This is a genomic window from Arthrobacter sp. FW306-05-C, from assembly GCF_021801725.1.
Lineage (GTDB): Bacteria > Actinomycetota > Actinomycetes > Actinomycetales > Micrococcaceae > Arthrobacter.
The window spans coordinates 670,777-686,393 of sequence record NZ_CP084556.1; the positions used below are offsets into that span (position 1 = coordinate 670,777).

General features: G+C 68.2%; 8 protein-coding genes and 2 tRNA genes. 5 read left to right on the forward strand and 5 right to left on the reverse strand.

Translation table 11 applies throughout. From position 1 onward, the window contains the following. Positions 1-20 precede the first annotated feature (20 nt). The 3 genes from LFT44_RS03245 to LFT44_RS03255 all read right to left on the reverse strand — a co-directional run bounded on the left by LFT44_RS03245 (position 21) and on the right by LFT44_RS03255 (position 2,989). A tRNA-Ser gene (locus LFT44_RS03245) sits at positions 21-109 on the reverse strand. A 100-nt stretch (positions 110-209) separates the two neighbouring features. Then, positions 210-767 (reverse strand): GNAT family N-acetyltransferase, encoded by a 558-nt coding sequence (locus tag LFT44_RS03250; RefSeq protein ID WP_236801066.1) that lies wholly within the window; start codon positions 765-767, stop codon positions 210-212. Then, positions 746-2,989, reverse strand: a complete 2,244-nt coding sequence (locus LFT44_RS03255) for a prolyl oligopeptidase family serine peptidase (protein ID WP_236801067.1) — start codon at positions 2,987-2,989, stop codon at positions 746-748. Before LFT44_RS03255 ends, LFT44_RS03250 begins: the two co-directional genes overlap by 22 nt. Positions 2,990-3,072: 83 nt before the next feature. On the opposite strand from LFT44_RS03255, the gene LFT44_RS03260 reads away from it, so the two are divergent. After that, positions 3,073-5,004, forward strand: coding sequence for an FAD/NAD(P)-binding protein (locus tag LFT44_RS03260; RefSeq protein ID WP_236801068.1), 1,932 nt, complete (start codon positions 3,073-3,075; stop codon positions 5,002-5,004). 72 nt (positions 5,005-5,076) lie between these two features. Here the strand turns inward: LFT44_RS03260 and LFT44_RS03265 are convergent, their stop codons facing one another. Then, entirely contained in the window at positions 5,077-9,600 is a 4,524-nt protein-coding gene (locus LFT44_RS03265) for an ExeM/NucH family extracellular endonuclease (protein ID WP_236801070.1), read from the reverse strand. A 443-nt stretch (positions 9,601-10,043) separates the two neighbouring features. Further along, positions 10,044-10,131 (reverse strand) — tRNA-Ser (locus LFT44_RS03270). 109 nt (positions 10,132-10,240) lie between these two features. Between LFT44_RS03270 and LFT44_RS03275 the strand changes: the two genes are divergently transcribed. The 4 genes from LFT44_RS03275 to LFT44_RS03290 all read left to right on the forward strand — a co-directional run bounded on the left by LFT44_RS03275 (position 10,241) and on the right by LFT44_RS03290 (position 15,541). Then, positions 10,241-11,224, forward strand: a complete 984-nt coding sequence (locus LFT44_RS03275; RefSeq protein ID WP_236801072.1) for an NAD(P)H-quinone oxidoreductase — start codon at positions 10,241-10,243, stop codon at positions 11,222-11,224. A gap of 122 nt (positions 11,225-11,346) precedes the next feature. Further along, complete coding sequence (locus LFT44_RS03280; protein WP_236801074.1) at positions 11,347-11,952, forward strand: PadR family transcriptional regulator; 606 nt, start codon at positions 11,347-11,349, stop codon at positions 11,950-11,952. After that, positions 11,949-12,686, forward strand: coding sequence for an ABC transporter ATP-binding protein (locus LFT44_RS03285; protein WP_236801076.1), 738 nt, complete (start codon positions 11,949-11,951; stop codon positions 12,684-12,686). The genes LFT44_RS03280 and LFT44_RS03285 overlap by 4 nt, the downstream gene beginning before the upstream one ends. Before the next feature lie 5 nt (positions 12,687-12,691). Then, positions 12,692-15,541 (forward strand): hypothetical protein, encoded by a 2,850-nt coding sequence (locus LFT44_RS03290; protein ID WP_236801078.1) that lies wholly within the window; start codon positions 12,692-12,694, stop codon positions 15,539-15,541. Positions 15,542-15,617: the final 76 nt, after the last annotated feature.

Genomic DNA, 15,617 nt, shown 5'->3' on the forward strand with positions numbered 1-15,617 from the left:
CCGGGGACCGGGGCCAAACGCGGAGACGGGGGGATTTGAACCCCCGGTCGAGTTTAACCCCGACCCTTCATTAGCAGTGAAGTCCATTCGGCCGCTCTGGCACGTCTCCAATCGCTATTGCTAGCCCACCAAGGATACGCAGATCCGGCCATGCAGCGCAAAACGGTTTCCTTCCCCACCCAAACCAATCGCTGAAGTCCCGCCGCCCCCTACAGGAAACGCTGTGCCGGGCGGACCATGCGGATCTCGGGCAGGTTCTCCCAGTCAGCCAGGACGTCCTCGGCGCCGTCGGGTTCAAAGCCGAAACGCCGGTAGAAGCCGATGGCCCGCTTGTTGCCGGCGGCCACCCACAAGCTCGCCGCGCTGGTGCCGATGGCAGCCTCCAGCAAACGGCCGCCCAGCCCAAGGCCCTGGTGCGAGGCCAGCAGGTAGAGGCCCCACAGTTCCAGGTCCCCGGACGACGGCGGCGGGTGCCCTTCGGGCGAACCGGGCGCTGGCAGCCGGCGGGCGCCGGAGAACCCAACCACTGTCCCGCCGTCGCACGCCACCCATGCCTCGGCAGGCTCCGGGCGGTCCAGCAAGTGTCGCCACAGCCGCAGTCGCCCCGCCGGATCCACTGAGGCAAGGAAGGCATCGGACAGCATTCCCCGGTAGGTCTCCTGCCAGCAGCGGACGTGCACCTGGGCAAGCCGCTCAACGTCGCCGGGGCCGGCCCGGCGGACCGTCAGGGCAGGATTTAAAGCGTTCAGCCTGCCAGCGCCTTCCACAGGAAATGCTGGCTGCGGGCCTGCAGCGCAGCGGCCTGCCGGTTGTCCGATGCGCCCGCGTGGCCACCTTCCAAAGCCTCGTGGAACCAGACATTGGGGATGCCCATGGCCAACATCCGGGCCGCCATCTTGCGTGCCTGCACAGGGCCCACCCGGTCGTCGGAGGTCGCCGTCCAGATGAAGGTTTCCGGATATTCCACGGCGTCCCTGAGCAGGTGGTAGGGCGAGAACGTCCTGATGTACTCCCACTGTTCGGGAACGTCCGGATCCCCATACTCGGCAATCCACGAATGCCCGGCGGAGAGCCTGGTGTAGCGCCGCATGTCCAGCAGGGGCACTCCGCAGGAGACGGCTCTGAACAGTTCCGGGTAGCGGGTGAGCATGTTCCCCACCAGGAGGCCGCCGTTGGAGCCGCCCACGCAGCCCAGCCGCCGGGGCGAGGTGACGCCGCGCGAGATAAGGTCGCGTGCCACGGCCGCGAAATCCTCATATGCCCGGTGCCGGTTCTCCTTCAGGGCGGCCCGGTGCCATGCCGGCCCGTACTCGCCGCCCCCGCGGATGTTCGCCACCACGTAGACGCCGCCGCGCGAGTGCGGAGCCTTCCCGCCGCTTTCGTCCGAAAGCGCGGTCCGCCGCTCCAGCCAGGCCCGGCCCACGGTGCCGCTGTAAGCAGGTGTCCGTGAAACCTCAAACCCGCCATAGCCGGACAGCTGTGTGGGGTTTTGCCCGTCCAAAGCCAGCCCCCGCGGAGCCACCTGGAAATACGGGACCCGGGTGCCGTCGTCGGACACTGCAAAGTGCTGCTCCACCTCGTAGTCACCGTCAGCAAAGAACGACGGCGAGGTCTTGACTGTCGCGTGCCGGCTCACCACGCCGGACGTCCCGTCGTGTTCCTTTTCCAGCGTGCCGCGCATCAGCGTCGTGGGGGTGGTGAAGCCGGTGGCGATGAGCCAAAAGTCGTCACCGGCCCCACCCTCGGCCGGTGCCTCGTCCTCGTCGTCCACGGCGTAGGCGTTGACGTCGTGCAGCGGCGGGCAGGCATCCAGGGGAGTGGCAGCCCAGCCGCCGTCCGCGGAGCCGGCGGGCCGTGACGGGTCCAGCACCCGGATCTCGGAGGAGACGTCCTTGAGCAGGTTGAGCAGCAGGAAGTTCCGGGTCCAGCTCCAGGACTGCAGCGAGGTGTGGGCGTCCGGGGTGAAGAGGACGGTGAGCTGCCGAATGCCGCCGAGGTAGTCCTCGAAATTGGCGGCCAGCAGGGATCCGGACGGATAGGTGGTGCCGTCCAGCACCCAGTCCTGCTGCGGGCGGAAAAGCAGCCATTCCCGGTGCGCGCTCACGTTGACGTCGGTGGGGACGTCAATCGGCGTCCAGGATTCGTCGCGCAGCACAAAGTTGGTGCGGTTGAAGAAGTCGATGTAGTCCACGGCGAAGGTCCGCTCAAAGCCGGGCGTGGAATCGTGCGCAGCCACGGCCATCATGTGGTCTTCCGGCACCTCGAAAATGCGCGGTGCCGTGGCCAGGGATTCGCCCCGTTTGAGGGACACCGCCGTCCGGGCGTAGGAGGAGGCGGTCTTGGGCAGGCCATCTGCGGTAGAGGCCACCAGCAGCATGTCGTTATCCAGCCACGAAACGTTGCCCTTGGCTGTGGGGAGGTCGAACCCGCCCTGGGCGGGATCCACAAAGCCGCGTGCTTCGACGTCGAACTCGCGGTAGCGGTTGGCGTCGCCGCCGTCGGGGGAGAGGGCCAGCAGCGCCAGCCGGTAGGGCTCGCCGGCCGCGGGGCGCAGGAAGGTGGCGCCGTGGAACACCCACTCCACGCCCTCGGTGCGGGACAGCTCGTCCACATCCAGCAGGACGTCCCATTCCGGCGAACCGGTGCAGTAGCTGTCCCAGGTGGTGCGCCGCCAGAGGCCCTTGGGATTCCGGTTGTCCTTCCAGAAGTTGTAGTACCAGTCGCCGCGCTTGCCCACCATGGCGATCCGGTCCGTTGAGTCCAGGACTTCCAGGATGCCGGCTTCCAGTTCGGCGTAGCCGCCGTCCTCCAGCAGGTCCTCGGTACGGGAGTTCTGTTCCTTGACCCAGGCCAGCTGCTCCTCGCCGTAGATATCCTCCAGCCATACGTTTTCGTCGACGGGTTCGGGTGCGGTTTCCCGGGCTGCGGTGCCGGAAGTGTCCCGGCCGGGACCGGGAACGGACGCTTGATCAGCTGCTGTGGTGGTCATGCGCCCCATCCAAACAACATCACCCATGGCTGGCAAGTCACACGGTGGGCGCCGGCCCCGTCTTCAGCCCGTACGCTGGATCCGTGGAATTCTCGCAGAGCAACCGGGCCGTCATCATCGGCGGCGGCCCCCGTGGCACCAGCGTGCTGGAGCGGCTGCTCGCCCACGCGGCGGCGGCCGGCGGGCCGGTCCGGCTGCACGTCGACGTGGTGGACCCCTATCCGGCAGGTCCCGGGCATGTCTGGCAGCCGGGCCAGTCCCGGCTGTTCCTCATGAACACCCAGTCTTTCTATCCCACCCTGATTCCCCAGGATGCGTCGCTGCCGGCGCCGGTTGCCGGAACCACCTTCGACCAGTGGCGGGCCCAGCAGCAGCGCGACCCGCTGCCGGACCTTACGGCCGACGAACTTGCGGAACTGGCGGTGCTGGAGTCCACCGACTTTCCCAGCCGTGCCCTCTACGGACGGTACCTCCGCAGCACCCTGGCGGAATTGCTGGACAAGGCGCCCGACGGCGTCACGGTCGAATTCCACGAAACGTCCGCACAGTCGGTGCGTCCCGTCGGGGACGGAAGGTACGACGTCGGCCTGGCCACCGGAGCGATCATCCGCGCCAACGCCGTGGTGCTGGCGCTGGGGCACATTCCGTCCCGCCTGAACCCGGAACAACGCGAACTGCAGGCATCAGCCGTGCAGCTGGGGTTGCAGTACTTCCCGCCGGCCGCGCCCGCGGATGTGGACTGGGACCTGATCCCCGCCGGCGAGCCCGTCCTGGTCCGTGGCATGGGGCTGAATTTCTTCGACACCATGGGCCAGCTCACCGAAGGCCGCGGCGGGAAGTTCGTTCCCACCGGCAGCGGCCTGGAGTACGAACCGTCCGGCCAGGAACCGCTGATCATCGCTGCGTCCCGGCGGGGCACGCCGTACCGGGCAAAGGCGGCCCTGCCCGGCTATTACGCCCCGTCCATCACCCTGCGCTACCTCACCGAGGCTGCCATCGAGCGGTTGGCGAAGGCCGGAATCCGACCGTCCTTTGACCACGACCTGTGGCCGCTGCTGCACCGTGACGCCCTGTGGGCCTACTACTCAACGCTGGTGCGCTCGCAGCCCGGGGCGGTGCCCGATGCGCCGGCATTCCTGGCCGCTCTAAAGGAGGCCCTGCAGCCGCACGCGCACAGTGCCGCCAACTGGGAAGACGGCGTGGAGAGCGTCCTGGCCATCCACGTTGGCCCACGGCACCGGCTGGACCTGCCCGGGCTTGCGGCTCCGCTGTCGGGCCGCTCGTTCGCATCCCGCGGGGAGCACGACGGGGCAGTGGTGGAGTTCCTGCTCGACGATGCGCGCCGCTCGGCGCTGGGTGAGGACGACCCCGTCAAAATGGCCATCGCGGCGCTGCACCACGGGCGGGCGGTCCTCAAGACAGCAGTGGCCGACGGCGGCATCACCGATGAGTCCTGGGTCGCCGGGCTGCGTGGCTGGTTCGAGTCCTTTGTGGAGGGCTTGGCCAGCGGCCCGCCGGCGCTGCGGGCCGAACAGCTCGCCGCACTGGCACGGGCCGGGGTGGTCAGCTTTGTTGGCCCCGACCCGAAGTTTGGCATCGACCGGAAAGCGGCGATGTTCACCGCGGCTTCGCCGTGGGTTGCCGGTCCACCCGCCGCCGCGCGGACCATGGTGGAAGCACTGGCCCCCGGCAACCGGGTCTCGGCCAACGACTCCCCGGTACTGGAACAGCTGCTGTCGGATGGGCTGGTGCGCCCCAAGCTCATGATGACCCCGGAGGGCGCCCCCATCGAGTCCACCGGGCTGGACGTGGAGCCCCACCCGTACCGACCCGTGGCCGCCAATGGATCCGTGACGGAGAACCTGTATGTGCTGGGACTGCAGTTGTCCTCCGCCCAGTGGGGCACAGCCATCGCCGCCGAGGCCCTCCAGGCGGGCGGCCCGGCGTACCGCAGCGGCCAGCGCACCCTCCGCGACGCGGACGAGATCGCGAACGCCATCCTCAACAGGGCTTAAACGGCGATGCGCCATCACTTTTGGCCGCTAAACGGGCGGAATAGGGACCAAAGTGATGGCGCATCTGCGGTCTTAGCCGCGCAGGCAGGCCCTGTACGCGGCCATGGCCTGTCCGTAGTTGGCCTGGCCCCTGACATCAGCCGGACGGGTGGGCTTGACCGGCGGGACGCAGACCGGCTGTGCCGGGGTGTCCGCGCCCACCAGGACTGCGACCTTAACCTCGGTGCCGGATTCGACGGCGGTGAGCACCAAGGTTGCCGCGCCTTCCGCTGCGCCGGCCGGGACCGCCAGGTTCACCGATGCCGCGCCGGAGGCCACCGGAACAGTCCCCAGCTGCGTCACCGTGCCGGCGGCGTCCGTGAAGGACGCCTGCAGGGCAGTGTTGACCGGGCTGCCCAGGGAGGTCAGGTCCAGCTTGGACACCGCCAGGGTGATGGGTTCGCCGGGCTTGACCTCGGCAGCCGTAGTGTTGGTGACTGCCACGGAGCGGCGGGCGAAGTCGGGGGACACGGGGCTGCTCTTCTGCAGGTACCCGATCCACGCGTCCCGGTCCACCAGTCCCGAATCCCGGGTATTGGCGCCTTCGGTGAAGACCCGGAAGTTGTCCCCGCCGGCCGCCAGGAAGCTGAACGTGCCTACCCGGTAGGACTTCGCCGGGTCCAGCAGTTCGCCGTTCACCCGCACCGCGGTGATCCGGTCGCCTGCTGCACGGGCGGCGTCGTAGGTGTAGTTCACGTTGTTTGAAAGGCCCAGCTGCAGGTAGGCGCGGCTGGGGACCGTGCCGTCAGCATTGGTTTGCCACTGCTGCTCCAGGAGCGTCTTGAACTGCGCGCCGGTCAGGGACGTGGTCCACAGGTTGTTCACGAACGGGAGCACTGCGTTGGCCTCGGCGTAGGTGATGGTGCCGTCGGGCGCGTAGTACAGCTCGTTGCGCAGCCCGCCGGGATTGACGACGCCGATTTCCGCACCGCCGAGGTCGGAAGACTTCAGCGAATCAAGCAGGGAGTCGGCCACCAGGTTGCCCAGGGTGGACTCGCTGCCCCGGTCATCACGTTTGGCGGTGCCGGTGGCATCGGTGGTGAAGGCGGTGGTGATGTCCTTGGTGACCGAGCCGATGGGCTGGTTGCCCACCACGGCGGCGTCCGCCAAAGCCTTCTTGACGATCGCGTCGACGGCGGCCGCCCGTGGGTAGGTGGCGACCAGATCGGCAGCCGGATCGGTGCTGCGCTTGACGTTCCCGGCCTTGTAACTGGTCACCTGCCTGGTGGCGGTGTCCACGGTCAGCTGGATCTGGCCTACGTTCTCGCCGTAGTTGCCGGTCTGCACAATGGGCCGGGTCTCGCCCGCCCTGCCGGGGACAGGTGCGTCCCAGGCATATTCCTTGTGGGTGTGGCCGGTGAAGATCGCGTCAACCTCAGGGGATGTTTCGGTGACCAGCTTGGCAAAAGGCCCACCGGCTGCCACTTCCTGCTCCAGAGTGGCGCCTTCCACCACACCGGAGCCGGCGCCGTCGTGATCCTCAACGATGATCACGTCGGCAAGCTTGTCAGCCGTGATCTTCGCGGCTGCCCGGTTGATGGCCTCGACGGGGTCGCCGAAGTCGAGGTCCGCGATCCCGGCCGGCGTCACCAGGGACGGAACTTCCTGGGTGACGGTGCCGATCACGGCCACCTTGATCCCGTTCATGTCCAGCACGGTGTACTCGGGCAGGACCGGTTCGGTGGTGCCCTTGCGGTAGACGTTGGCGCCCAGGTAGGGGAACTTGGCGTTGGTGCCGCCCGCAATGACGCGGTCGCGCAGGTCCGCCCACCCGCCGTCGAACTCGTGGTTGCCCACGGCCGAAGCCTTCAGCTCCAGGGCGTTCAGCACGTCGATGGTGGGCTGGTCCTTGGCAACCGCCGAGGCGAACAGGGAGGCGCCGATGTTGTCACCTGCCGACAGGAATGCCGTGGCACCGGGGGCGGCCGCGGCACGGAGCTTCTCGATGGTGCCGGCCACCTGGACGGTGTTGGTGTCGATCCGGCCATGGAAATCGTTGATGTTCAGGAAGTTCAGGTCAACGCTGGCAGGTGTGGACGGAAGGTTCAGGCCCACCAGCACGGGGTCGTGGTCGCTGGCGCGGAACTGGTCCGGGGCGTAGTAGTTGGTGACGTTGTTGTTGTAGCGGCTGTATTCCAGGGCCACGGATTCAACGGAGTTGATGTTCCAGATGTCCGCGCCGGACACCACCGAATTGGCGGCGGGGGAAGCCAGGATGTGGTCCAGCGAACCCACCAGGCCGCCGAACAGGTAGGAGTGCTTGGCCGAGCCGTCGGCGTTGCGTGCCTTGTCATCCTGGTTGGCGTATCCGGCCCCCGTCAGGACGTTGATGGGGTCTTCCTTGCCGTACGAGTTGAAGTCACCGATCAGGAAGACCTTGTCCGTGCCCTTGGCTGCCTGCAGGGAGTTGGCGAAGTCCAGCAGGGACTTGGCCTGGGCCGTGCGGGCGAGGTTGGAGGCGCCCTGGCCCTTGTCCGTGTCGTCCGGCGTTGCTGCCGAGCCCTTGGACTTGAAGTGGTTGGCGATGGCGATGAACTCGCTGCCGGCGCCGCCGCCGATGGGCTTGAATACCTGCGCCAGTGGTTTGCGGGCGTTGGCGAAGGCAACGGTGTCGTTGTGGATGATCGATTCGCCGACAGGCTCCGCCGCGGCCTTTTTGTAGATGAATGCGGTGCGGATCATGTCCTCGTCCGCCAGCGGGGGTGCGTTCGCGGGCGAGCGGACGTAGTCCCAGATCCCGGGGGTTGGGATGTTGAGCGCCTCCACGAGCTTGGCCAGGGCGTCGTCCCGGTCCTTGCCGAACTGCGCGGAGTTCTCCACCTCCATGAGGGTGACCACGTCGGCGCCGGACTTGCTGATGGCGGCAACAATCTTGTCCTGCTGGCGCTTGAAGTTCTCGGCGTTGGCGGCGCCGCGGGCGTCACAGCCGCCGCGGACGGTGATTGGGTTGCCGGCCCGGTCCTCGTAGAACGTGCACCCGGTCAGCGTGTCGCCCGTGGTGGGGAAGTAGTTCAGCACGTTGAAGGAGGCGAGCTTCAGGTTGCCGCCCACCGCTGCGGGAGCCTCGGTGCGGGTGCCGCCGAAGCGGGCCGGCTGGACCGTGTCCTTGTTGGCCTCGGTGAGGTGGGTGAGTGGCTGCAGCTTCCAGGAGTTGTTGGCGTAGCCGAGCACCACGTTGGTGGTGAAGGCGGCAGGCGAGCCCACCCGCACGGGGTCCGTGGTGGCCAGGTACGGCAGGATCTCGGCCTTGGTGGTGGCGTCCTTGAGGAAGTTGGTGCTGGCGCCGTCGTCGAGCTTGATGCTGCGTGCTGCGTTCTCCGCGACGAGGGCGGTGTACTCGGCCGAGCCATAGGGCGCCACGGCTGTGGGCTGCTCGAGCGGGGTGGTCCCGCCGGCCAGGCCGATCTCGCCGTACTGGTTCAGGCTGTAGTTGTCGCTCACTGTCATGGGGCCCTGGGGCGCCAGGAGCATGCCTTCCAACGATTCGCGGAAGGTTTCCGTGGCGGGGAGGGTGAAGGCGGTGGCCTTGACCTCGGGTGCGGCGTCGGTGAGCTTCGTCAGGCCAGCGGCCGCCGTGACGTTGAGCTGGGTCATTCCGAAGTACTCGGCCACGGTGCCGGTCACCTGGACGTAGTCGCCTGCCCGTACCGAACCCACCGTGGCGGGGGAGTAGACAAAGATGCCGTCGGATGCGGCATGGTTGGTGGCCGTGAGGTCGCCGCCGGTGCCCGGGGTCTGGATGTAGTAACCGTTGAGCCCGCCGGTGGGGAAGGCCGCCGTGACCTTGCCCTTGGTGGTGATGGTGGCGCCGGTCAGGGGGCTTTCTGTACCAGTGCCCTGGATCTCGGCGATGGTCCTGGCAACCGGGTCAGGGGCCGGCGTCGGATCCGGAGCGGGAGCTGCGCCGCCGGAGGACGTCGGCGTGATGGTGGCGCTGAGGGTGAAGTCCGCGGCGTTGCTGTTGCTGTCCGCGCCGGCGGTCCTGTTGAGGCTCCTCACATCGGTGTTTGAGGCGGGCGCCGCGGCTGCCTGGGTCTCAAAGGTGTTCGAGGTTCCGTAGCCCAGGAGATCGGCTACGCCTGCGGTCTCCACCACGGAACCGGTGGGAAGTCCGACGGCGGTGGGCTGCTTGGCGAGCACGATGGTGCCTGAGGCGCCGGAAAAGTTAAGGGCGCCGGCCACGAGGTCGGGCTTGGGCAGGTCGGCGCCGTTGGTACCGTTGCTGCCGCCCTGCACCAGGTAGTGGCCCCCGGCCGGGAGGGATCCTGATAGCGCGGCCACTCCACTCGGTGCCGCGGTGCCGCCACCGGAGCGGTACTGGACCGACCAGCCGTCAAGCGAAACGGGAGCGTCGGAGGTGTTGTAAAGCTCCACGAACTTGTTCTTGTAGGCGGCGCCGATGCTGCCGCCGCTCAGGTAGGCCTCGTTGATCACAACGGGGGAGGTGCCGGCCGCGGCTGAGACCTCCGCGGCTGCCGGGACGGTTGCCAGTGGGGCTGCAATAAGCCCCGCCGACAACGCTGTGCCCAGCGTCAACTTCCATGTTTTTTGATGCATCCGCTCTTACTTTCATTGAGGTGTCCCGGGTGGGTGGCCCGGCGGGGTGCGTCCAGGTTGTACCCGGGCGTGGCGCCCGGATCCTGCTCCTGGTCAAGTGGGTGTCCGGCTCAGGACAACAGCTCTGAATGAACGCAAGGTGGCTGGAGCGTGCATTCGGCGGGACGTTCCCCAGCGGAACGCCCCGCCTCCGGGACGGGCTTCCCCAACCCGTACCGAAGGTGCTGTTGCGGGAGTGATGATGCGGGCACCCGCGGGTGTGCCGCTAATCACACACGATACCCGCGGGTAGCTTTCCGGCCGGGCTTTGGCAGGGGGTTAGTCCAAAGAATTTACGTGCCGGTAATACGGCATGGTCGGCAGGCGGGGTCCGTGGCGGCGGGGGAATGGCGTTAAAGCAAAAAACCCCTGGCCGCCGTCACCGGCTGCCAGGGGTTCCCTTGCGGAAGGTAAGAGATTCGAACTCTTGGTACGGGGTTACCGCACACTGGTTTTCAAGACCAGCTCCTTCGGCCGCTCGGACAACCTTCCTCAGCTAGTAGTGTTTCATAGGCACTTGCCTGCAACAAAACAGGCCGGGGAAGGTGTCCGGTGCACACTGGTTGCAGCCAGGATTTTGAGTCAGGAACGGGAGAGGTCCATGAAAGCCATCTACATTTCGGAGCCGGGCGGCCCGGAGGTGCTGGAAGTCCGGGACGTGGATGCCCCGGTGCCCGGCCAGGGTGAGGTGCTGATTGATGTGGTGGCTGCCGGCCTCAACCGGGCCGATGTGCAGCAGCGCCGGGGGTTCTACCCGCCGCCGCCCGGCGCCTCCGAGGTCCCCGGGCTGGAGGTTTCCGGCAGGATTGCCGGTTTCGGCCCCGGCGTCAGCAAGCCTTTCTCGCTGGGGGACAAGGTGGTGGCCCTGCTGGCCGGGGGTGGCTACGCGCAGCAGGTGGCAGTCCCTGCAGAGCAGGTGTTGCGTGTGCCTGAGGGGGTGGACCTGGTCACCGCGGCAGCCCTTCCTGAAGTGGCTGCCACGGTCTACTCCAACCTGATCATGACGGCGCAGCTGCAGCCGGGCGAAACGGTCCTCATCCACGGCGCCACCGGTGGGATCGGCACCATGGCCATCCAGCTGGCCAAGGCGTTCGGTGCCAAGGTGGCCACGACGGCGGGCACCGAGGAAAAGGTCAGCACTGCCAAGGCATTCCTCGGCGCGGACATTGCCATCAATTACAAAGAGGAAGATTTCCCGGAGAGCCTCCGACGCCAAAACGACGGCAAGGGCGCGGACGTCATCCTGGATGTGGTGGGGGCCAAATACCTCCAGCAGAATGTGGAGGCCCTGGCTGACTACGGCCGCCTGGTGGTGATCGGGCTGCAGGGCGGGGCCAAGGGCGAGCTGGACCTGGGGCTGCTGCTGAAGAAGCGGGCTGCCGTGGTGGCTACCGCACTGCGGCCCAGGCCGGTGGCGGAAAAGGGCGCCATCATGACCGCTGTCCGCGATGCCGTGTGGCCGCTGGTGGCCGACGGCAGGATCCGCCCGCTGGTAGCCAAGACCTTCCCGATGGACCAGGTTGCGGCGGCCCACCGCTACTTCGACAGCGGCGACCATGTGGGCAAGGTCCTGCTGGTTATGTAACAACCCTCGAATGCATACCCGGTATTGCGCAAAGGGTATGCGCGCGTTAGGCTGACCATACGCGGTATGCACGGGTCTTGGGGGCCTGTGCATACCGACAGTGACTAGCCCGGGGGAGCAAAATGTCCATTCGCCACAGCCTCCTCGCCCTGCTGCAGGACCAGCCGCGTTACGGCTACCAGTTGCGGGTCGAGTTCGAGAACCGCACCGGAGCCACGTGGCCCCTGAACATCGGGCAGGTGTACACCACCCTGGACCGGCTGGAACGCGACGCCCTGGTGGCCAAGGAAGGCGACGACGGCGAAGGGCACGTGGTGTACAGCATCACCCCCGCCGGAAAAGCAGAGGTACGCAACTGGTTCGCGGCCCCGGTGGAGCGGAACAACCCGCCGCGCAATGAGCTGGCCATCAAGCTCGCGCTCGCTGTCACCCTGCCCGGTGTGGATGTGCAGGCCATCATCCAGGCCCAGCGGGTGGCCTCCATCCGTGCCCTGCAGGACTACACCAAGGCGCGCCGTGAAACGGCGGCCAACCAGCGGGCTGCCGACACCGCCTGGCTGCTGGTCCTGGATTCGCTGATCTTCCAGACCGAGGCGGAGGTCCGCTGGCTGGACCTCTGCGAGGCCAGGATGGTCCAGCAGGCCCAGGCCGCCGCCACGGGTGCCCCGCGGAAGACGTCCAACGGGGCCACGGAAGACGCCCCGCTCAACGCGGACAGCCGCCGGTGAGCGTCCGCGGGCCGCAGCAGGTCCTTGAACTCGCCAAGGTCGGCAGGACCTTTGGGGAAGGCGCGACGGCGGTCGCCGCACTCCGCGACGTTGACCTCACCATCTGCGCGGGGGAGTTCGTCGCGGTCATGGGCCCGTCTGGCTCCGGCAAGTCCTCTCTGCTGGCCCTTGCCGGCGGACTGGACCGGCCGACGTCGGGCGCTGTCTATGTCGAATCCACGCCCTTGGCCGGGCTGGGCCTGAATGACCTCGCCCGCCTGCGCCGCCGGGCCGTTGGCTACGTTTTCCAGGACTTCAACCTGGTCCCTACGCTTACCGCCGCGGAAAACGTGGCGCTGCCGCTGGAGCTGGATGGAACTTCCGCCAGGAAGGCCCACCGGCAGGCCGCGGATGCGCTCCGGCAGGTGGGAATCCCGGAACTCGCCGACCGCTTCATGGACCAGATGTCCGGTGGCCAGCAGCAGCGCGTGGCCATCGCCCGTGCCATCGTGGGCAAGCGACGGCTGATCCTGGCCGACGAACCCACCGGCGCGCTCGACTCCACGACGGGCCAGGGGGTCATGGAGGTGCTGCGGTCCCGCGCCGACGCCGGTGCCGCCGTCATGCTCGTCACCCATGAGCCCAGGCACGCTGCCTGGGCGGACCGGGTGGTCTTCCTTCGGGACGGGCGCATCATTGACCAGGCGGCCGCCATGCACGATCCCACGATGCTGCTGACGCAGGCCGGACTCTGATGCCGATGGACCTGGCTCCGGTGCCGCGCTGGCGCCGGAGCAGCCACCGGCTTGCCCTCAGGCTGGCCCGCCGCGACATCGCACGCCACAAGGGGCGGTCCCTCCTCATCATCCTGCTGATCATGCTGCCCGTGGCAGGGCTGACCGGCGCCGCCACGCTCTACCAGAGTTCCCAGCGCACACCCGGGGAGACCGTCCGGTACGAGCTGGGCAACACCCAGGCGCGGTTCAGTGTGCTGCCGGTTCCCAGCCCGGACTCCCTGCAGGACCCGTCCAATGACGCAGTGGTCGCCTCCAGCACGGGCCGGTTCGACCCGGACTTCCAGCGGACGGATCCCCTCGACGTTATCCCGGCCGGCTATGAGGTCCTGCGGCAACGGATGCTGCCGCTCACCACCGCTGTGGGCGACGCGCTGGTTTCTCTGCAGGGCAGGGAACTGGACGCGCTCAACCCGGCATTCGCCGGCAAGTTCACGCTCCTGGATGGGCGGGCGCCCCAGACCGCCACGGAGGTCCTGGCCTCGCCCGGGCTGCTGGCGCGCTTCCACCTCAGCCTGGGCATGGAATTTACGACGTCGGCAGGAACCTTTGTTCCCGTAGGAACCATTCGGGACGCGGGGGCAGCGGACAGCAACAGCTTCCTGTACCTGCAGTCCAGCCAGGTGCCTCCCGGTGTCCAGCAAGGGCCTTTGAACCGCCAGTCCGTGTCCTACTACGTGGTGGGACCGGAGCCGGTGACGTGGCAGCAGGTCAGGGAAGCGAACAGCAAAGGGGTGGGCGTGCTTTCCCGGAGCGTGGTGCTGAATCCGCCGCCCCTTGAGCAGCGCAGGGTGCCCGGTTCACCGCCGCGGGATGACTCATCGGCCGCGGTTGCCGTCTACGCCACGTTCGGCCTTGTCGGGGCGCTCGCGCTCCTGGAGGTGGGTCTGCTGGCTGGTGCCGCCTTCGCTGTCGGAGCCAAAGGCCAGGTGCGCGAGCTGGCGCTGCTGGCGTCTGCCGGGGCGGAAAGTGCCACCATCGGGACTGTGGTCACGGCGGGCGGACTGTGGCTTGGCAGCCTTGCCGTTGCGGTTGGCGCCGCGCTGGGGCTGGGAGCCGCTGCAGCCGTCGTCCAGGTGGTTCGCTCCACCGGTTCTGTCCGGCTCGCCGGCCTGCACCCGGACTTCCTGCTGACCGCCGTCGCCATGGCCATGGGCCTGGCGGCCTGCGTCCTGGCTGCGCTGGTCCCCGCCCGCCAGGTGTCCCGGCAGGCGGTATTGGGCGCGTTGAAATCCGGGCGGACGCCGGCACCAAAAAGTACGCGCACCACCGTGGCCGGCGGCGTGGCACTGGCACTTGCCGCGGGCCTGCTGGCAGCCGGCTGGCTTCTGGGTAGTTCCACAGGGGACCCGGACCGGCAGGCGGAGCAATTGCCGTTGGTGGTCACGATGCTGATTGCGGGTGCGGTTTTCGCGGTTACCGGCCTGGTGCTGGTGACAGGCTGGCTGATCCTGCGCCTGACGTCCCGGACCCAATGGCTGTCCCTCTCGCTCCGGATGGCCGCGCGGGACTCGGCGAGGAACCGCGGCCGGAGCGTGCCCGCCGTCGCCGCGGTGCTGGCAGCCGCCACCCTCGCAAGCGCCGCCCTGGTGCTTTCAGCCAGCCAGCAGGCGGGACTGCGGGCAGGGCATTATTGGAGCGGGCTGGAAAACCAGGCGTATGTTCCCCTGGCAGTGGACCCGCCGCCGGCGGCCGACGGCAGCAGGCAGCCACCCCGGCAGGTGGATGCATCCGCACTCTCCTCCGCGCTGGCGGAGGCCCTGGGCACTGTCGAATCGACCCGGCTCGTCACGGCTCCTGAAGGCCTGCGCAGCTGTCCGGAAGGTCCCGCCGACCCAGCGCTCCCGGCACGCACGGATACCTCAAATTGCCTGGTCTTCTCACTGGCCAGACCGCAGGCCAACGAGTGCCCCAAGACACCGCAGGGAAGGCTCGTAGACCCGGGGGACTGGCGGTGCAGCGGATCCATGGTCAATGAACAGCCGTCCGACCGGGTCATCCTGGTGGGCGGCGCAGAGGACATCCGCGCGGCGCTGGGCCGGGACGCATCCCCGGAGGCGATCGCGGTGCTGAGGGCCGGGGGGATGGTGGTGACCAACCCTGTTTTCGTCACTGAAGGAAAGGCGGTGCTCCAAGCGCGGGATGTGCGGACCCACCAGCCCGCACCCTCAGGGCCAGGCACTGTCCCTTCGGTGGTCAGGAGCAGCATCCTGGACGCGGTGGTGCTCGAACCGCGCGTCGCGGTCCCTTACTACGGCGTTGTCTCGCCCGAAACGGCCGCGCGCCTTGACCTGCGCCCTGCACCAACCGGACTGCTGGTGCAGCTGGCCAAGTATCCGTCGGAGGCTGAGGCGGATGCCGCCTCCGCTGCAGCCGCTGCTGTCTATGGTCAGCCCGGCATGCCCTTCCAGGCGGAACCGGGCATCACGAAGGGCAGTCAGTGGATGACCTGGTCCATCGTGGCCGCCGCGGCGCTCATCACGTTCAGCGCAGCGGGCATTACCACTGGCCTCTCCCTGGCCGACGCCCGCACGGACCATGCCACCCTTGCCGGGGTCGGCGCGTCACCCCGGCTGCGCAGGGCCTTGGCGGGTTCCCAGGCCCTGTTCACCAGTGGCGTCGGCGCCCTGCTGGGGGCGCTGGCCGGGGCAGTGCCGGCTCTCCTGCTGGTCCTGTCCACGGACATGCGGACCGCAGTGGAGGTCCCTTGGCTGCACCTGCTCGCCCTCGTGGTTGCCGTTCCGTTGGCGGGTGCATCGCTCGCATGGGCCTGCACGCGCTCCGGCCTGCCGTTGTCCCGGCGCGGCCTGGCCTAGCAGGAAGACCCCCTCGTTCGTCGCCGGGTCAGTGCCGTTCACCGCATGGCCGGGCGCCGCGCCGCCGTCGGCCGCT